Raw genomic sequence first — 20,457 nt, 5'->3', positions numbered from 1 at the left:
TATTACAATATATTTATAATTTAAATAATTTTCAAGATTAACAGTGAGCGAAATTCAAAAAATAAAAAATAGTCTTGCAAGAAAAGCAACAGAATTTATATCTGGTGGTTTTAAACCAACAAATTCAATTACAGAAAGCTGGATTGGGAGAGTTTATTTGTATCACGAAAATGAAGAAATTCCTTTAGATAATGATGGAGAATTGATGCTTCCTTTATTTCAGTTATGCTTTAAGGATTTACCTTTTGTACCAGAGATTTTAAAAGAATCTAAGATTATTACTGTTTTCATTTCTAAAAAATTTCCAATGGACTTGACTGCTAATGGAAATAATTGGGTTTTACGTGAATATAAAAGCGTAGATAATATTGTAGTTAAGGATTTAAAAAATGATACTTCATTTATAAAACCTTTTCCTTTATCAAATAGACTTATTGAAGAAGATTATCCGGTTTGGGAAGATCCTGAAATACCAGATGATATATCAGATAAAATCAATCAACTTGAAGACTCGGGAATTATTGATTCTTATTACGATATTATCGAAAACAATTATAGCCACAAAATTGGCGGTTACGCAACATATTATCAATCAGGAATTTATTTTGGAGAAGATTTCGAATTTGTTTTCCAAATTGCTTCTGACGGGAAAGCAAATTTAAATATTGTAGACAGCGGAAATATTTATTTAGCCAAAAATACAAAGACTGAAGAGTGGGTATTTTATTGTGATTTTTATTAAAATATAAATTAAACAAAACTCAAACCAATCTGATTCTTTATTTCCTCTACAATTTTACTCAAATCCAAACTATTTTGATGTGACCAAAGCTTACTTTCGATTTGATTGTTTCTAATGCAATTATGACATTCAAGTGCTTCATGCATATATCCTTTGCCTAAATTGGGTAAACTAAAAGTTTCTTCTTTATCATTTTTAGCAACAGAATATCCATCAGCAATATACCACGGAGCATTGAGCTGGATATGTCCCTGAGTTCCGCCTATCGTTGCCTTCATATCAGATTCTGAAACAATCGAAGCACTTAAAACGGACTGGGCATTTTCATACTGCAGGATCATCGAAGTTTGAAGATCAATTCCGTTTTTATGATAGATCGATTTTGCTATTATTTCCTTAGGAACTCCGAACATTATATAGGAGAGAAATAACGGATATACGCCAATATCAAATAGCGCGCCTCCTCCCTGATTTTTATTAAAAAGTCTGCCTCCTTCTTTTTCATCTGCATAAAAAGCGAAATCGGCTTTAACATACTTTATATCACCGATTATTCCGTTATTGATTTTCTCTAAAACTTCTTTAACCGATGGAATAAAACGTGTCCAAAATGCTTCCATGAAAAATTTATTGTGTTTTCTTGAAGCTTCAATCATACGCCCTGCATCTTTATAAGATAATGACATTGGCTTTTCGCATAAAACATGCTTTCCGTTTTCTAATGCTTTTATGGATAATTCGGCATGTGAATCGTGTGGTGTTGCAATGTAAATGATATCTACCTGATCATCTTTAAAAAGGGCCTCATAAGAATCGTATGATTTTATGCAATTGTACTTTTGGGCAAACTCAATTGCTTTATTATGATCGCGGGAAGCCACCGCGAATAATGTTGCATCTTGCAATAATACTAAATCAGCTGCGAATTGATTTGCAATATTTCCTAAGCCAATAATTCCCCACTTTATTGTATTGTCATTTTTCATACTATTCTATAAGTGCTACTTATCAATGGTTTAATTAATTATGATGTAAATAAAGAAAAAACATTTATAAAATAAATTTTAGATAACATATATTTCATATTTTTAGCAACAAATTTGCAAATTAACTATGAAAAAAGCCCTACTCCTACTCTTTTTGAGTGTTTTTTTAACAAAAACATACGCTCAGGATTATTTCCCTATTAATGAAAGTGTGCAGAACAAAAACAAAAATTACACTGTTTTTACAAATGCCACAATCTATGTTACTCCAACTCAAAAAATCGAAAAAGGTACTTTACTCATTCAGGATGGTAAAGTTGTTTCTGTTGGTAATAACATTACAATTCCTAAAAACAGTATCACAATTGATCTTGAAGGAAAAACAATTTATCCTTCTTTTATTGATATTTACACGAGTTTTGGAGTTGAAAAACCAAAAAGTAATTTAGGCCGTAGCCGCGATCCTTTGTACGATACAAAAAGAGTGGGTTACTACTGGAACGAAAGCGTTCGTCCTGAAGTAAATACTTATGAGACTTTTAAATACGACCAACCAAAAGCAGAAGAATTACTAAAAGCTGGTTTTGGAGTGGTAGGAACTCACATTCCTGACGGAATTGCTCAGGGAACCGGAATCCTGGTTGCATTAAACAATACTGAAAACAGCAAACAAATAATTGCCAATAAAATCACGAATCACCTTGCTTTTTCAAGAAGCGCTTTAACAAATCAGGCTTATCCGAGTTCATTAATGGGTATGATGGCTTTGTTACGCCAAATGTATTTGGATCTTGATTGGTATAAAAAAGGAAATTCTGAAACTAAAGATTTATCGTTAGAAGCCTTGGCAAACAATGAAAAACTGGTTCAGATTTTTACTACAGAAGACAAACTAAACAGTTTGAGAGCTGCTAAAATTGCTAAGGAATTTGGTTTAACCTATATTCTAAAAGGTAATGGAAATGAGTTTGAAAGAATCGACGAAATCAAAAATACGAATGCTAAATTTATTATTCCGGTAAGTTTTCCGGAAGCATATGATGTTTCGAATCCGTATTTATCAAATCAAATCGAATTAACAGATATGCGTTTCTGGAACCAGGCTCCATCAAACCTAAAAATATTATCTGATAATGGTGTTGTTTTTGCGCTGACTACAGACAAATTAAAAAAGACAGAAGACTTTAAACCTAACTTATTAAAGGCTATTAAATACGGTTTTGATAAAACAAAAGCGTTAGAAGCCCTGACTACAATTCCGGCTGCAATTCTTGGAAAAAGCAATGAAGTAGGAAGTTTAAAAACTGGAAGTTATGCCAATTTTGTGATTACTTCCGGAGAAATCTTCGATGAAAAAACAATCTTATACGAAAACTGGGTTCAGGGAACGAAGTATGTTGTAAATGATATTAATTCAAAAGACATTCGCGGAAACTACAATCTAACGGTTGGAAAAGATACCTATAAATGGAAAATTGAAGGAACTGCTAATGCTCCAAAATCAGAAATAACTACCACTGACGATAAAAAAGTAAACAGCACTTTTGCGGTTTCTAAAAACTGGATTTCCCTTTTAATTAAACCTTCTGATACTATCAAAGCTAACTTTACGCGTTTAACAGGTTTTATAGAAAAACCGGAAAGTTTATCTGGAAAAGCGGTCTTTGCAAACGGAGATGAACTGGTTTGGACAGCTTTAAGAACCAGTGCGTTTGTGGCAGTAAAAGATACTGTAAAAGCAGAAAAACCAAATCCTGTTATCCCAACAACGTATCCTAATGTTGCTTTTGGCGATGCTAAAAAACTAACAGCTCAAACTTTGTTGTTTAAAAATGCTACGGTTTGGACGAACGAAAAAGAAGGAATTCTGACAGAAACGGATATTTTAATTAAAAACGGAAAAATTGCTGCTGTTGGTAAAAATCTTTCAGATGCTTCTGCAACTGTTATTGATGCAAAAGGCAAACATATTACAAGCGGAATTATCGATGAGCACTCGCATATCGCTATTTCTAAAGGTGTAAACGAAATGGGCCACAACTCTACTGCCGAAGTTACGATTCAGGATGTTGTGAATTCTGAAGATATTAATATTTATAGAGATCTTGCCGGAGGTGTAACGATCTCTCAATTATTACACGGATCTGCGAACCCTATTGGTGGACGTTCTGCTATTGTAAAATGGAAATGGGGCGCTGCGCCAGACGAAATGTTATACAAAAACCAGCCTAAGTTTATCAAATTTGCTTTGGGAGAAAACGTAAAACAAGCGAATTGGGGTATTGATAATCCTACTCGTTTTCCGCAAACAAGAATGGGTGTTGAACAGGTTTTTACTGATTATTTTCAGCGTGCAAAAGAATATGACGAAAGCTGGAAAAAATTCAACGCTGGTTCTAAAAAAGGAAAAGCGCCAAGAGTTGATTTAGAATTACAAACTATTGCTGAAATCATTAATAAAGAGCGTTTTATTACATGTCACTCTTATGTAGAATCTGAGATTTTGATGTTGATGAATGTTACAGAGAAATTCAATTTTAAAGTAAACACTTTTACGCATATTCTTGAAGGTTATAAAGTAGCTGATAAAATGAAACAACACGGAGTTGGAGCTTCGACTTTCTCTGACTGGTGGGCGTATAAATTTGAAGTAAACGATGCAATCCCTTTCAACGGGCCAATTATGCACAATGAAGGATTGGTGGTAGCGTATAACTCTGATGATGCTGAAATGTCAAGAAGATTGAATCAGGAAGCTGCTAAAGCGGTGAAATATGGCAATATTTCTGAGGAAGATGCCTGGAAATTCGTAACCCTGAACCCTGCTAAATTATTACATATTGATGATAAAGTAGGAAGTCTTAAAGTAGGTAAAGATGCCGATGTTGTTTTATGGAGCGACAATCCTTTATCTATTTATGCTAAAGCCGAAAAAACAATTATTGAAGGTGTTGTTTATTTTGATATTGAAAAAGATGCCGAAAAACAATTGGCCATTACTAAAGAAAGAAGTTTGTTGATTGGACAAATGCTACAAGAAAAAAACAAAGGATTGAGCACTCAACCCCCTACAAAAAAAGAAAAAACAGAATATCACTGTGATACTTTAGAACAATAATTAGGGCGTTACAAATTCATAAAGATTAAAAAAGACAATATGATACATAAAAACATCTATATAATGCTGCTCGCAGTTTGTGCTTCGGTACAAATAAAAGCACAACAAATACCGGCACCAAAACAAACTAAATCGGTTTTAATCTTAAATGCCACTGCGCATTTAGGCAATGGGACTGTTATCCAGAATAGTGCAATTGGTTTTAAAGACGGAAAAATTACGTTAGTAGCCGATGCAACAACAATAAGACTTGCGGCCAATGCTTATGATACTACAATTGATGCCAGCGGAAAACATGTTTACCCGGGATTTATCGTTCCTAACGCAACATTAGGTTTAGTAGAAATTGATGCTGTAAAATCATCAGACGATCAGGAAGAAATTGGTAGTTTTAATCCGAATGTGAGAAGTATTATTGCTTACAATTCAGAATCAAAAGTAGTAGAAACAGTACGTCCAAACGGTATTTTAATTGCACAAATTACGCCACGTGGAGGCCGAATTTCAGGAACATCTTCAGTTGTACAGTTAGATGCCTGGAGCTGGCAAGATGCTATTTTAAAAGAAAACGACGGAATTCATCTTAATTTTCCATCGAACTTTAAAAGATCCGGATCGTGGTTCGAACCGGGAATAATCGAAGCCAACAAAGATTATCCTAAACAAGTTGAAGAAGTATCGGCATTTCTTATCAACTCAAGAGTATACAATCAGGCTCCTGCAAAAGAAAGAAACGTAGTTTTAGAAGCTACAAAAGGTCTTTTTGACGGAACTCAAACACTTTATATTCATGCTGATGAAGAGAAACAAATTGTAGACGCAATACAATTGGCCGTTGACAACCAGATCAAAAAAATTGTAATTGTTGGCGGATTCGAAGCATACAAATCAGCTGATGTTTTGCAAAAATATAATGTGGGTGTTTTACTAAGACGCGTTCATGATATGCCAACAAGTGATGACGAAGATGTAAATCTTCCGTACAAAATGGCTAAAATACTTACGGATAAAGGTATTGTGGTGGGGCTTGAAAACAGCGGAGATCATGAACGTATGAGTGTTAGAAATCTTCCGTTTCTGGCGGGAACTTGTGCAGCTTTTGGCTTAGACAAAGAAAAAGCATTACAACTTATTACATCAAACACAGCAAAATTATTAGGTATTGATGCTACTTGCGGCACCTTAGAATCAGGTAAAGATGCTACTTTATTTATTTCTGAAGGTGATGCTCTTGATATGAAAACCAATAAATTAACCACTGCGTTTATTCAGGGAAGATCGATTAACTTAGAAACTTTCCAAACGAAATTAAACGATAAATTTAAAGCGAAATACAACCAGAAATAAACCAACACTTTTCTATAAAAAAGGCACCAATTGAGAAAATCATTTGGTGCCTTTTTATTTTAAAATTATCATAGTTTCGATTAAATCTTTAAATTTTAAAGCACAACTACTCTTAAAATTACAATTATTCTTTCATTTTTCTGTTAACAAAATCTTTTTACAAGCAAATCTTAGTGTTTCTCATTAATAAATTACAAATTTTAAGTTCATTTTAACAAATACACGCAAAATACAGGGGGTTAAATTTTAAAATTAACAAAAATTAAGCATTGCACTCTATTTTTTATAGGGGTGTCGATTGATTTTATACTTTTATAAAAAATTTAAAACTAAATAACTATGCGAAAAATTATTTTAAGTGTGATCCTAATCACTATTTTGGTACTAACCTTTATATCAAACTTTATTCTGAGCGATAACCCTATTCCGGCAGAAGCTGTAAAGTTTGACACAGGAGATACAGCTTGGATGATCGTAGCAACTGCATTTGTATTGCTTATGACACCAGGACTAGGATTTTTCTACGGAGGAATGGTAGGTAAGAAAAACGTTATCAGTACAATGCTTCAAAGTTTCATGGCAATGGTAATTGTTACTATTTTATGGGTTGTTGTTGCTTTCGGATTGGCTTTTGGGCCTACTATTGGAGGAATCATCGGAAATCCATCTACTAATTTATTCTTTGAAGGTGTTGGTACTAATACCGCATGGAGTCTTGCCCCAACTATTCCGTTTATGTTATTCGCATTGTTTCAGGCAAAATTTGCCATCATTACACCTGCATTAATTACGGGTGCTTTTGCAGAGCGTGTACGTTTCTGGGCTTATTTACTATTCATGGTTTTATTTATCATCTTTATATATTCTCCTTTAGCACACATGACGTGGCATCCTGATGGAGTTTTCTTTAAAATGGGAGTATTAGATTTTGCCGGAGGAACTGTGGTGCATATGAGCGCTGGTTGGGCTGCATTGGCCGGAGCGATCTTCTTAGGAAAAAGAAAAGTTCAAAAAGTAAATCCTGCGAGAATTACGTATGTTTTGTTAGGTACAGGTTTACTGTGGTTCGGATGGTTTGGTTTCAACGCAGGTTCTGCACTTGGAGCAAACGGTTTAGCTGTTCAGGCTTTAGGAACTACAACTGTTGCCGCTGCAGCAGCTGCTATGGCTTGGGTTTTCCTTGATAAAATAATCGGACATAAATTATCAGCACTTGGTGCATGTATCGGAGCTGTGGTAGGCCTTGTTGCTATTACACCTGCCGCAGGCTTCGTTAGCATTCCTCACGCAATTTTCATCGGAGCTTTTTCTGCAATCGTTAGTAATCTTGTAGTAAGTAAATTCCCTAAAGGTAAAATTGATGATGCTTTAGATGTTTTTGCCTGTCACGGTGTTGGTGGTATGGTAGGAATGTTGTTAACTGGTGTTTTTGCTTCTAAAGCTATCAACCCGGCTGTTGGAGATAATCAAGGTTTGATTTTCGGAACTCCAACTTTATTCATCAACCAATTAACTGCTTTAGTAGTGGTTTCAATCTTCGCTTTTGTAGGTTCTTATATTTTATTCTTTGTTGTAAATAAAATTACACCACTAAGAGTTACTGAAGAAAAAGAAGAATTAGGATTAGACATTTCTCAACACGGAGAATTTTTATAAAAAACAAACCAAAACCAAAACCTAGCCAAAATTAAAAAAGCGCTCTGAGTCTGACTTAGAGTGCTTTTTTTGTTTTAATTATTTTAGAGGAAAGAAGATAGATTAAAGAGGATAGAATATAGAGAATAGAATATAGATTCTAAAATGACAAACTAAACGAAAACATGATTATGAAAATGATTGCCCTAGCCCCGATAGAAGTGGAAATCCTTTTGTGCCGGGGTTCGGCACAAAAGATTGGAACGTATAGCGGGATTAGCTCCTGAAAAAAACTATTTTCATTATTCCTAAAACCAAAAAAGCACTCTGAGTTTCTGACTTAGAGTGCTTTTTATTTTGAATTAATTTCAACCTTAATATGATTTTAGATTTTAGAATTCAGATTTTAGATTCCCTAACTTCTTTATTCTATTGTCTATATTCTATATTCTAAAAAAGGGATTATTTAAAATTTCCAATTCCTTCTTTCAGCCAATGCAAATATTCATCTGCGTTTACATAACTAATAGTAGGTTTAGAAGTGTTTAAATTATTGCCTTCTAAATCTGTTATAATGTATAATGGCTGCGTATTGGTTTTGTATTTTGAGATCATAAAATCGGTCCATTTATCGCCAACTGTAATGATCTTATCGCCAGATTTGGTTACAAATTGTTCCTCTTTTGGCAACTCGCGTTTATCATCTACATAAAGAGAAATCAACACAACATCGTTTTTCAGGATTGGTAAAATCGTTGGCTCAGACCAAACGTTGTTTTCCATTTTTCTGCAATTCACACAAGCATAACCCGTAAAATCAAGCATAATTGGCTTATTGATTGATTTTGCATACGCTACACCATCTTCGTAATCATGAAAAACCATGATACCGTGTGGGCCTAATTCTGCTCCGTCAGGCAATCCTTTTATAGATTCGGCACTTCCTAGTGAATTAGCAGAACCTCCTACTCCAAACGGGCTTTCGCTATATTGTGGTGGTGGCGGGAAAGCGCTAATTAATTTTAATGGTGCTCCCCAAAGTCCTGGAATTAAATATACGGTAAACATTAATGTAAGCAATCCTAAATACAATCTTCCAACTGAAATATGTTGCAGCGGACTATCGTGTGGCAATGAAATCTTACCAAACAAATACAAAGTCAGAGCCCCAAAAATGGCGATCCAGATGGCAATAAAAACTTCTCTTTCAAGAAAATGCAATTGTAAAACTAAATCGGCATTTGATAAAAATTTAAATGCTAAAGCCAATTCTAAAAATCCTAAAACTACTTTTACAGTATTTAACCATCCGCCAGATTTTGGTAATGAATTTAACCAGCCCGGAAACATTGCAAATAACATAAATGGTAATGCTAATGCTAAAGAAAATCCTAACATTCCGACAACCGGAGCAATTCCTCCGTTTGAAGCCGCTTCTACCAATAAAGTTCCTACAATTGGTCCTGTACAAGAAAATGATACAATTGCAAGGGCTAAAGCCATAAACAATATTCCTATTATTCCGCCTCTGTCTGCTTGCTGATCTACTTTATTTCCCCATGAATTTGGCAGCATAATTTCGAATGCACCCAAAAATGAAGTAGCAAAAATGATCAATATAATAAAGAAGATTAAGTTAAACCAAACATCTGTAGACAAGGCATTTAATGCATCTGCACCAAATATTTTAGTAACAATTAATCCTAAAATAACATAAATAGCGATAATCGAAAGTCCGTAAAAAATAGCATTACGAATACCTTTTGCCCTGCTTTTACTTTGCTTGGTAAAGAAACTTACCGTCATTGGGATCATCGGGAAAACGCAAGGAGTTAGCAACGCTGCAAATCCTGAGATAAAAGCAATAAAAAAGATCGACCATAAACTTCTTGCCGGAGCTGGACCAGGCATATCTTCTTTTGATGGAGTTTCAGCAACAGCATCTTTTGTAGTTTCAACCTTAGCAGGTTCAATTGTTGGTTTTACAGTATCGACTGCCAGACCAACTACTTTAGTTTCATCTTTCTTTACTTCTGCTACACTTGCAACCGCATCCATTTTGAATGTTGATGGAATTGCAATAGAGAATTTCTTGTTCGAATTGATACAAACTTCTTTACAAACCTGAAAATCAAATTCAACATCAACCGTTTTTAAGTTCGGATTAATGATTGTGATTTCCTGCTCGATATGTGCTTTTCCTTCAAAGAAAGTTTCATTTACACCAAAAACATCATTAAACGCTGTTCTGGTTTTACCTTCTTTGGCTTTTCCAACTAAAGTATAATTTCCTTTTTGATTTTTAAATGTAATTTCAAGCGCAAGAGGTCCGCCATCTGGTGTAAATTGCGAATACATATGCCAGTCTTTTTCAATTGTTCCATCAAAAATTAAAACAGCATTGTTTCCTGATTTCTTTTCAATTTTTGAAGTCCATTTTACTGGCTCCAGGATTTGTGCATTTCCTTTTGCGAAAGCAAAAAACAGGAAAAATATGATGATTTTATTCCAAACACTTTTCGACATTATCGTTTGATGGTATTGATTAAAGTTCATTATGTAATTCTATTTTAAGTATTTTATTTGTGGTATTTTCAATTTTAAAACGTTCATCTTGTCTGACACCAACAACCCAAACAATTTGATTATCTGAACATAAAATCCAGATTTTTTCTTTTTCGATCAGCGATAATTTTTCATCTTTAAAAAGTTTACTCACTTTTTTTGATTTCCCGTTCATCCCAAAAGGTTGAAAAATATCCCCCTCATTCCATTTACGTAAAACCAAGGGAAACTGGATTTTTTCAGCGTCCACAAATATAGCCTTATTTGAATCTATTGTAATGTCGTCTACTTGACAAAGCTTCAATTTTAAGGGAAAATTAACGTCTGTATCGTTTGCCGTAATTTCGAATTCTTCCTTTTCTGACATTTCTAAAACTGGCGATAAAATTAAGGTATCGCGGTTTTTTAGCAATCTAAATTCAACCGAAAGTACCTGTTTTCCAGATTGTCCATCAACCAAATCATAAATATCATTCCACGCCAAAAAGCCAAATTCATTCAGCCATTGGTATAAATAAGATTTATAATTGGGTAACTTTTTAAGTTGATTTAAATCGAAATGTATATCCTCACCTTCTTCTTTTGCCACTTGCTGATAAATCATAATCGACGCATCTTCGACCATTTCCTGAGATTCCTGCAAATACGATTGTGTTTTTCGGAACGCATTCAAAAAATTAGGATTGATTTCTTTCAGCATCGGAACTAAATCATGGCGAATTTTATTTCGAAGATATTTATTCGATGCATTGCTGCTGTCTTCTCGCCAGTCGATATTGTTTTCCTGTGCATATTTCAGGATTTCTTCTCTTGAAAAAGGCAAAAGCGGACGTATAATTCGATCGTTTTCTTCCGGAATTCCGGTTAATCCTTCTAAGCCCGTTCCTCGGGTTAAGTTGATAATAAAGGTTTCGAGATTATCATCGGCATGATGTGCGGTTAGAATATAATCGAATTTTTCTTCTTCTAAAAGTTCGTAAAACCAACTATAACGCAATTCACGCGCTGCAACTTGCGTCGATAATTTATAATCTTTAGCAAATGCTTCGGTATCAAATTGAGTGGTAAAAATCGGAATGTTATTTCGATCACAATAGTCCTGAATAAAACTCTGATCTCCAAAACTTTCTAATCCGCGAAGTTGGAAATTGCAATGCAAAACCGCTATTTGATAAGGCAATTGCTGTAATAAATGCAATAAAACCATGCTATCTAAACCTCCGCTAACTGCCAGAAATAGTTTTTTATCTCCCAGAAATGGAAATCTTGAAGTGATGTGATTTTGAAATTTTGAAAACATTCGATAAAAGTAAAAAATTAAATTCGATCTATTTTTAAATGAATTGTTAAGCGTGATATTTTTTGCTACGAATTATTTTTTCACGCAGATTTAGCAGATCTATTTTTCTGCCACTGATTAAAAGATTTACACAGATTTTTTAAATCATTTTTTTTGCCACGAATTACACAAATTACCGCGAATTATTTTAACAAAATCTGCTTTGATCTGCAGAATCTGCGTGAAACAAAATCATTTTAATCCTTTAATCTGTGGCAAAAAAGAATAAATCTACGCAATCTACATCAAAAAATAATTCGTGCTAATTCGTGAAATTCGTGGCTAACTTTTTAAAAACTTACTGCAAAACTTCGTGCATTGCCTTAGCTTTCAACAAACATTCTTCGTATTCGTTTTCAGGAATTGATAATGACGTAATAGCACTTCCCACAGAAAACGAAACATATTTATTTTCCTGATTGTATAAAATACTTCTAATTACAACATTAAAATCAAAATCGCCTTCCGGAGTAAAATAACCGATAGATCCGCTGTATAAACCGCGTTTGGTTTCTTCCAGATTTTCGATAATATTCATAACCGAAATCTTTGGAGCCCCGGTCATACTTCCCATTGGGAAAGTGGTTTTTAAAACATCGATTGGAGAATATTGCGGATCTAATTTTGAAGTTACCGTAGAAATCATCTGGTGAACCTGCAAAAACGAATAGATTTTACAAAGCTCTGCCACTTCTACAGAACCTTTTTGTGCCGTATGCGATAAATCATTCCGAACCAAATCTGTAATCATGATATTTTCAGCGCGTTCTTTTGTATCTGATTCTAAAAACTGTTTTGATTTTTCGTCTTCAACAGGATCTAAAAATCGTTTTGACGTTCCTTTTATAGGTTGCGAAATCAAAGTTTCTCCTATTCTTTTAATATATCGTTCTGGTGACGCCGAAAGTAAAAATTGCTTATGATTTTTAAAGAAAACCGAAAACGGTGCTTGTGATATTTTATTTAGTTTCTGAAATTTTTCTAATGGATTTATAATCGCATTTTCGGCATAAAATTCCATACAAAAATTAGCCTCGTACATATCTCCTTTATGAATATGGTCGAGCATTTTTGTTACTTTTTCTACATATAAATCTTTCGAAATTCGCTGTTCGACTTCGATTTTACTTAAGGTTTCAAAAGAATTATTTTCAGTCTGAACAATTTCTTCAAAATCATCTTCAACCTCATCATCACAAAGCAATAAATATTGAATTTCAAGTTCATTTTCTTTCAATAAAAAAATCTTTTTTGGCTGAAAGAAAAACAAATCCGGAAAATCTAAACCATCAAAATTAGACGATTTTAATTCCTCAACATCATTTTTTAAGTCGTAGGAAAGATAGCCAAAAAGCCAGTCTTTAGTCGTTTGCTGATATTGTTTAAGATCATCAAAAGCGTTATGAAAATCAGTTTTTAAAGATGTAAAAGCATCCACAGCCAGCACACAATCAAAGCTTGAATATTCTTGAGGATACGAATTGCTATCCAAAAAAACAACCTCGCGAAATTGTTGCGACCAGCTTAAAAGTTGTTGTTTAAAATGCTCTGGATTTGAAATATGTTTATGAATAGAAACTCTCAAAAAGGTATAATTTTTAGATTTCAAAATTACGACAAAAAAAATCCTTCGATAAAATAATACTCAAAAAATTATTGGCACACTTTTTAGTATACCGAAATAAGACTTATTATTTAAATAGCTTTTTAACATAAAAGCATTATTAATAAAACCAAAAACTTTATTTATTAATCAAATTTTAAAACCTTTATGAAAACAATTGCAAAATTAGGACTGACTTCTGTAGTAATCATCGCATTACTATTTTCTTGTAAAAAAGCTGATAACTCTTCGTATGGAGAATCGGCAGATATGAAAGTTTCAGCAGATAGTACTGCTGTTTCATCTTCGGCTGCGGTAGTCGATAAAAACAGTAAGCAGAAATTTATTAGAACTGCTGATATTAAATTCAAGGTAAAAAATGTCGTCAAGTCAACTTATGCAATTGAAAATGCTACGCAAAAATTTGGAGGTTTTGTTACTTATACTAATTTGCAGAGCAACATTCATGAACAGATCAAAACCAAAATCAGTCAGGACAGCACACTTGAAACTACTAAATACACGGTAGAAAATAATATTACGATCCGCGTTCCTAATACTCAATTGGATACCGTGATTAAAACAATTGCCAAACAAATTGATTTTCTCGATTTTAGAGTAATTAAAGCCGATGATGTTTCATTGAAATTATTAGCGAATCAGCTTTCGCAAAAAAGAAGCGCATCAACCGAAAAAAGAGTCGAAAAAGCAATAGACACCAAAGGCAAGAAAATAAATGATATTATGGAAGCCGAAAATACTTTGGCCAACCAAAAAGAAGCTTCTGACAATCGTGCAATTGATAATTTATCATTGCAGGATCAGGTAAATTTTAGCACTATAACTTTGCAGCTTTATCAAAACGAAACCATCAGACACGAAACAATGGCTGGCGAGAAAAACAGCAATGCTTACAAACCAAATTTAGGTTTACAAATTCTGGATTCCCTTAAAAGTGGCTGGTATATTCTGGAATCAATTTTCGTGTTTTTAATTAATCTTTGGCCTTTTATCATACTTGGTTTTGGTGGATTCTTCCTTTACAAAAAATACGGAAAGAAACAATAAAACTGTTAATAAAATAGCAATTTCATAACAAAAAATTCATTATATTTGATATAGCATTGTATTAATCCCAAAATAGGATTATAAAGATTGTAAAATTCTCAGTAGAATAGCTTTAAAAATTGATTTTCATTTTATTAGAGGATTCAGATTACAACGTTTTCCACAAAATAAATTATACTTTTTTAACCTATTTTAAAACCCTAAGTGTTATGAAAATTGCTACTATTATTGTCCGCGTTTTAATTGGTCTTTTATTACTCTTTGCTTCTATCAGTTACTTTTTTCATTTAGCTCCTGAACCGGAAACAACAGGGAATTTTAAGGCTTTTAATGTTGGTTTAATGGCTTCTAAGTATATAATGCCTTTAGCAAAGTCGATCGAATTACTTTGCGGAATTGCTTTTGTAACCGGGCGTTACGTAACATTGGCTAATATTTTGATCTTACCTATTACGGTAAACATTTTGTTTATCAATTATTTTTTAGCTCCTGAAGGTTTACCAATTGCGGTTTTATTGTTCTTAGCTAACTTATTTTTGATTTACAGATATTGGGATAATTACAAAAGTGTTTTTACCAGATAATCTATTTTCTCTTAAAAATAAACAAACCCGATACTCAAAAAGTATCGGGTTTGTTCTTTAATAAAAATTTCAACCTTAAAATCCCTATCAATTTGCTTTATCGTGTTTTACCCAAACCAGATCTGAAATTTCAAATCCAATTTCTCGGGCTTTTATCAGAAAATCTGCTTTTACACTTTCCGGGATTGTAGTTTCTCTCGAAAGTATCCACATGTATTTTAAGTTTTCTCCAACTACAAGCGCATATTTATAATTGTCTTCAATCGCAATTACATTATATCCGGCATAAAAAGGACCAAAAAATGAGACTTTAAGCATACCAATATTATCTTTTTTGACAAATTTGGCTTTTCCTATGCTTTCTTCCCATTTGTCTTTTTTGACATTGTAGCCCTTATTATCCACTTTTATGGTTCCGTTATCGTTTAGAGAATATTCGGCGGTGACATTGTTAAGACCTTTTTCATATTTAAAATCGAGTCTCGCAATCTCATACCATTTTCCTAAATATTTTGCTTTATCAAAATTAGTGACTGCTTTTGCTTTTTCGGGAATTGTTGCTCCACAGGAATAAAGCGCAAGGGCCACTCCTGCTCCTACCAAAACCGGAGCTATATATCTACTTTTCATAATATTATCTTTTAGATCTATAAAGATAGCACGAGATCAGGAGAACTATTTTACAGAATTATTATTTGATTTTATATTTTCTAACTATTGAAATCTTTTGTTAGAATTATTTTTAAGCTAAATTGTATTAGATATAAAAAGCTTCAGAGAAGCTAAATATCTATAACATAATTTAATGTCGTCGACCTAAAGCTCCAGCGGAGCGACATATGTATCGATTATAAATATGTCGCTCCGCTGGAGCTTGGAATCTTTACGGCAATGCTCTGCTATAAATATTTTGCTCCTCTGGAGCTTTTTTAGATTTTAATAATCTATCTAATGAATAAAATATTTTATCTACTATAAATATGTAGTCTCTACGAGACAAACAATATGGTGAATGCTATTTTTTCTACCAACATATAATCTCTACGAGATATAAAACGATGAGGATAAACCCAATATTGTCTTTTCGATTGGTAATGATAAAATAAATCTTTTTTTTTCAGGAGCTAATCCCGCACCCGAGCCTGAAAGTGCGAATTGGCGAAGCAATTCGTTCCAATCTTTTGTGGCGAACACCGCCACAAAAGGATTTCCACTTCTATCGGGGCTAGGGCACTCATTTTCATTAGAATATTTTCGCCTAATTTGTCATTTCTAGAGACGAGACTTATTCGATACAAATACTAGAGATGCTTTTCTTCACTTAATGCTATTACCAATAATCATTACATAATAAAAAAACCGCCAATCCTGAAATCTCAAGATTGGCGGTTTTTAAAAATATATTTAACGTAAATTATACGTGTAATGCTCTATTATCTGTAGCGGCTAATGCTGCTTCTTTTACCGCTTCCGCGAAAGTTGGATGCGCATGACTCATTCTTGAGATATCCTCAGCAGACGCTTTAAATTCCATTGCTGTAACAGCTTCTGCAATTAAATCAGCTGTACGAGCTCCAATCATGTGAACTCCTAAAACCTCATCAGTTTTAGCATCAGCAATGATTTTTACGAATCCGTCAAGATCTCCACTTGCTCTTGCACGACCTAAAGCTTTGAATGGGAAGCTTCCCACTTTATATTCCGTTCCTGAAGCTTTTACCTGCTCTTCAGTTTGTCCAACTGCAGCAACTTCTGGCCAAGTGTATACTACACCAGGAATTAAGTTATAATCGATATGTGGTTTTTGACCTGCTAAGATTTCAGCAACCATAGTTCCTTCTTCTTCTGCTTTGTGCGCTAACATTGCTCCACGAACAACATCACCAATTGCATAAATATTAGGAACATTAGTTTGTAAATGATCGTTTACTTCAACTTGTCCTCTGTCTGAAATTTTTACTCCGGCTTTGTCAGCGTTTAATCCGTCTGTGTAAGGACGACGACCAACAGAAACTAATGAATAATCTCCTTCAAGAGTAATAGTTTCTCCTTTTGCATTTTCAGCCTGAACTGTAACAGCATCGCCGTTTCTTTCTACTGATTTTACTTTGTGAGAAACATAGAATTTCATTCCCTGTTTTTTCAATACTTTAGTCAATTCTTTAGACAATGAACTATCCATTCCAGGAATGATTCTGTCCATGAATTCTACAACAGAAACTTGCGCTCCTAAACGTAGGTAAACTTGTCCAAGCTCGATTCCGATAACTCCACCACCAATAATTACTAAGTGTTTTGGAACTTCTTTTAAAGCCAAAGCTTCTGTAGAAGTAATGATTCTTTCTTTATCGATTTTGATGAACGGCAAAGAAGATGGTTTTGAACCTGTAGCAATTACAGCATATTTAGTTTCGATAGTTTCTGATGTTCCGTCAGCTTTTGCAACTGCAATGTGAGTTGCATCTACGAAAGAACCTAAACCATTGAAAACTGTAATTTTATTTTTATCCATTAAGTAGTTGATTCCACCTACGGTTTGATCTACAACTGCTTGCTTACGAGCAATCATTTTTTCTAAATTGATTTTTACATCTCCAGAAACTTCGATTCCGTGATCTGCAAAATGAGCAATTTCGGCATAATGATGAGAAGAAGATAATAATGCTTTTGAAGGAATACAACCTACGTTAAGGCAGGTTCCGCCAAGAGAATTATACTTTTCTACAATTGCTGTTTTGAAACCTAATTGTGCGCAACGAATTGCTGATACATATCCGCCAGGACCTGAACCTATAATGACTACGTCAAATGAACTCATAGTTTGTAAATTTTATTTTTAGCGATACAAAATTAAGGAATAAAGTTTTGTTTAAAGTTTAAATCTCAATGTTTTTTGTGTGAAAGTTTAGTGAAGGGATTTGCCACGAAGACACAAAGGCGCAAAGCTTTTTTAATCTCGGAAAGTCGCATTTTTTTTTAAGGTTTGCTAAGTTTATTTTAATCTCGCAAAGACGCGAAGTCGCAAAGTTTTTTGATTTGAAGATTATGAAAGAAGTTTTTCGCAAAGTTTACACACAATCTTGTCCTCCTGAGGAACGAAGGATCTCCACAAGAAGCTCCGCACAGAATGTCGCCAATCTTTATAGATTTTATTACGGAAATCCTTCCTTCCTCAAAATAAAAAAATGACGAAAAAAACTTTGCGACTTCGCGACTTTGCGAGATTATTTTAAAATCTCAAAAACTCATCATGCGTTAGACGCACTGCTGTGCGCCTCTACAGAAAAACCGTTATGCCTAAAAACCTTAGAACCTTAGCAACTCAGAATCTTAGCACCTTAAAAAAAAAACTTTGTCGCTTTGTCCCTCTGTTCCTCTGCACCTTCCTAAAAAATCACCGTCGAATTTTTTACTTCACTAATCATAAACATACTTTGTGTGCTTCCAATATGCTGTAATGAGGTCAGTTTTGTTACCAAAAATTCACGATACGCTTCCATATCCTTTACCAATACTTTGAGAATATAATCGTAATCACCGCTTACATGATGGCATTCTAAAACTTCGTTGAGTTTGATGACTTCGCTTTCGAATTTGGTTAGAAATTCTTTGGTGTGCTGAATGAGTTTTAAATGGCAGAAAACGACAAATCCTTTATCGATTTTGGTTTTATCGACTAATGCTACATAGTTTTTGATTATGCCTTCGCGCTCTAACTTTTTGATGCGTTCGTAAACTGCGGTTACCGAAAGGTTGAGTTTTAAAGACAATTCTTTGGTTGTTTTTTTACTGTCTGTTTGTAGTAAAACGAGGAGTTTTTTATCTGTGGCGTCTAAAGTCATAGTTCCGGTTTATTGTTAAAGTGAAAGAAAATCTATTGAATTGTACTTTCTGTATCAAATTTAGATTAAAAATCCTTACAAATATCTATTTATAGTTTTAAAATCTAATTATAAGCTTTATGGTTGATTAATTTTCTTAATAAACGTTATTTTGAATAGAATTTATTTTGGAAACGAGTTTCATAGCCCTGATAGAAGTGGAAATCCTTTTGTGCCGGCGTTCGGCACAAAAGATTGAAACGGATAGCAGGAAATAGCTTCAAAAAATAAATTCCAATACAAACGCAAAACTAATACTAACTAAGGGACGAGATTGCTTCGTTCCTCGCAATGACATAAAAATGAAAGACTTTAACCCAGCAGATAAGATTCAGGATTTGCAATACTTTGGTGAATTTGGAGGAGTGAATCCTTCAATTTCTGATTCTTCGACTTATACTTTTTTATCGGCAAAAACGATGTTTGATACTTTTGAAGGAAATATGGAGGGTTGCTATTTGTATTCGCGCCATTCTTCGCCTAGTAATTTGTATCTGGATCAGGCTTTGGCGGCGATGGAAGGAACGGAAACGGCAAATGTATCGGCTTCGGGAATGGGAGCAATTACACCTACTCTATTGCAACTTTGCGGTGCGGGCGATCATATTGTTTCGAGCCGAACAATTTATGGCGGAACTTATGCTTTTTTGAAAAATTTCACACCACGTTTTGGGATTGAAACGAGCTTTGTAGACATTACAAAACTTGATGTTGTAGAAGCGGCAATTACACCAAAAACTAAGGTTTTGTATTGCGAAACGGTAAGTAATCCGTTATTGGAAGTGGCGGATATTGCGGGTTTGGCTCAACTTGCTAAAAAGCATAATCTGAAATTGGTGGTTGATAATACGTTTTCGCCTTTGTCGGTTTCGCCTGCAAAATTAGGCGCTGATATTGTGATTCATAGTTTGACAAAATACATCAACGGAAGCAGCGATACGGTTGGCGGCGTGACTTGTGCATCGAAGGAATTTATTAATTCGCTGAAAAATGTAAACTCAGGAGCGAGTATGCTTTTGGGACCAACGATGGATAGTTTGCGATCTGCGAGTGTAATGAAAAACCTGCGTACGTTGCATATTCGTATCAAGCAACACAGTCATAATGCACATTTTCTGGCGGATCAGTTTGAAAAAGACGGACTTAAAACGGTTTATCCGGGCTTGAAAAGTCACCCGAGTCATGAACTGTACAAAACGATGATTAATCTGGAATATGGTTTTGGAGGAATGCTGACAATCGACGTTGGTACTTTGGCTAAAGCCAATGAATTGATGGAGTTGATGCAAGCCAGAAACTTAGGTTATTTGGCTGTAAGTCTTGGATTTTATAAAACATTATTTAGCGCACCTGGAACTTCGACTTCGAGCGAGATTCCGTTAGAAGAGCAACACGAAATGGGATTGACGGATGGTTTGATTCGTTTTTCGATTGGGCTGGATAATGATATCGAACGTACTTATAAAATAATGAAAGCTTGTATGATAGAGCTTGGGGTTTTGTAACTATTACTTTCGAAAAGATTCACTGAGAATTTTATAAAATTGTTTCACGCAGATTTTGAAAGATGCAGGCCGATATAAACAGAT

General features: G+C 34.1%; 14 protein-coding genes. 7 read left to right on the top strand and 7 right to left on the bottom strand.

The annotated features are described in order from the left end of the window. Window positions 1-43: 43 nt before the first annotated feature. Window positions 44-742 (top strand): DUF1963 domain-containing protein, encoded by a 699-nt coding sequence (locus L0669_RS10910; protein ID WP_263763424.1) that lies wholly within the window; start codon window positions 44-46, stop codon window positions 740-742. An 8-nt stretch (window positions 743-750) separates the two neighbouring features. Here the strand turns inward: L0669_RS10910 and L0669_RS10905 are convergent, their stop codons facing one another. Then, window positions 751-1,728 (bottom strand): Gfo/Idh/MocA family protein, encoded by a 978-nt coding sequence (locus L0669_RS10905; RefSeq protein ID WP_263763422.1) that lies wholly within the window; start codon window positions 1,726-1,728, stop codon window positions 751-753. A gap of 127 nt (window positions 1,729-1,855) precedes the next feature. Here L0669_RS10905 and L0669_RS10900 point away from each other — a divergent pair, with 127 nt between their 5' ends. From L0669_RS10900 to L0669_RS10890, 3 genes are all read left to right on the top strand, one after another. Further along, window positions 1,856-4,846, top strand: coding sequence for an amidohydrolase family protein (locus L0669_RS10900; protein WP_263763420.1), 2,991 nt, complete (start codon window positions 1,856-1,858; stop codon window positions 4,844-4,846). Between the two features lie 39 nt (window positions 4,847-4,885). Continuing rightward, on the top strand, window positions 4,886-6,193 hold the full coding sequence (locus tag L0669_RS10895) for an amidohydrolase family protein (RefSeq protein WP_263763418.1): 1,308 nt from the start codon (window positions 4,886-4,888) through the stop codon (window positions 6,191-6,193). Window positions 6,194-6,532: 339 nt separating this feature from the next. Beyond that, window positions 6,533-7,849 carry an ammonium transporter gene (locus L0669_RS10890; protein ID WP_173970715.1) on the top strand — a complete coding sequence of 439 codons (1,317 nt, stop codon included), beginning with the start codon at window positions 6,533-6,535 and terminating at the stop codon, window positions 7,847-7,849. A 441-nt stretch (window positions 7,850-8,290) separates the two neighbouring features. Here the strand turns inward: L0669_RS10890 and L0669_RS10885 are convergent, their stop codons facing one another. The 3 genes from L0669_RS10885 to L0669_RS10875 all read right to left on the bottom strand — a co-directional run bounded on the left by L0669_RS10885 (window position 8,291) and on the right by L0669_RS10875 (window position 13,317). After that, on the bottom strand, window positions 8,291-10,384 hold the full coding sequence (locus L0669_RS10885; protein ID WP_263763416.1) for a protein-disulfide reductase DsbD family protein: 2,094 nt from the start codon (window positions 10,382-10,384) through the stop codon (window positions 8,291-8,293). Beyond that, entirely contained in the window at window positions 10,374-11,693 is a 1,320-nt protein-coding gene (gene tilS, locus L0669_RS10880; protein ID WP_263763414.1) for a tRNA lysidine(34) synthetase TilS, read from the bottom strand. The genes L0669_RS10885 and tilS overlap by 11 nt, the downstream gene beginning before the upstream one ends. A 337-nt stretch (window positions 11,694-12,030) precedes the next feature. After that, a complete protein-coding gene (locus tag L0669_RS10875; protein WP_263763412.1) occupies window positions 12,031-13,317 on the bottom strand; it encodes an anthranilate synthase component I family protein in 1,287 nt (428 codons plus the stop codon). Window positions 13,318-13,503: 186 nt separating this feature from the next. On the opposite strand from L0669_RS10875, the gene L0669_RS10870 reads away from it, so the two are divergent. Further along, window positions 13,504-14,403, top strand: coding sequence for a DUF4349 domain-containing protein (locus tag L0669_RS10870; RefSeq protein WP_263763409.1), 900 nt, complete (start codon window positions 13,504-13,506; stop codon window positions 14,401-14,403). Window positions 14,404-14,612: 209 nt separating this feature from the next. Then, window positions 14,613-14,987 carry a DoxX family membrane protein gene (locus L0669_RS10865; RefSeq protein ID WP_173970710.1) on the top strand — a complete coding sequence of 125 codons (375 nt, stop codon included), beginning with the start codon at window positions 14,613-14,615 and terminating at the stop codon, window positions 14,985-14,987. Window positions 14,988-15,074: 87 nt separating this feature from the next. Here L0669_RS10865 and L0669_RS10860 read toward each other — a convergent pair whose 3' ends face one another. From L0669_RS10860 to L0669_RS10850, 3 genes are all read right to left on the bottom strand, one after another. After that, the gene (locus L0669_RS10860; RefSeq protein WP_263763407.1) at window positions 15,075-15,617 is read right to left on the bottom strand and encodes a lipocalin family protein; all 543 of its coding nucleotides are present in this window, start codon (window positions 15,615-15,617) and stop codon (window positions 15,075-15,077) included. A 784-nt stretch (window positions 15,618-16,401) separates the two neighbouring features. Beyond that, window positions 16,402-17,805, bottom strand: a complete 1,404-nt coding sequence (lpdA, locus tag L0669_RS10855; RefSeq protein ID WP_173970708.1) for a dihydrolipoyl dehydrogenase — start codon at window positions 17,803-17,805, stop codon at window positions 16,402-16,404. A gap of 568 nt (window positions 17,806-18,373) precedes the next feature. After that, window positions 18,374-18,829: an Lrp/AsnC family transcriptional regulator gene (locus tag L0669_RS10850; protein ID WP_042566586.1), complete on the bottom strand. Its 456-nt coding sequence runs from the start codon at window positions 18,827-18,829 to the stop codon at window positions 18,374-18,376. 341 nt (window positions 18,830-19,170) lie between these two features. Between L0669_RS10850 and L0669_RS10845 the strand changes: the two genes are divergently transcribed. Continuing rightward, a complete protein-coding gene (locus L0669_RS10845) occupies window positions 19,171-20,373 on the top strand; it encodes an aminotransferase class I/II-fold pyridoxal phosphate-dependent enzyme (protein ID WP_263763405.1) in 1,203 nt (400 codons plus the stop codon). Window positions 20,374-20,457: the final 84 nt, after the last annotated feature.

Origin of the sequence: Flavobacterium bizetiae (genome assembly GCF_024271895.1) — a bacterium.
Classification (GTDB): Bacteria; Bacteroidota; Bacteroidia; order Flavobacteriales; family Flavobacteriaceae; genus Flavobacterium; species Flavobacterium bizetiae.
The sequence above is the reverse complement of the archived record's forward strand: the minus strand, read 5'-3'. Positions and strand labels throughout refer to the sequence as shown.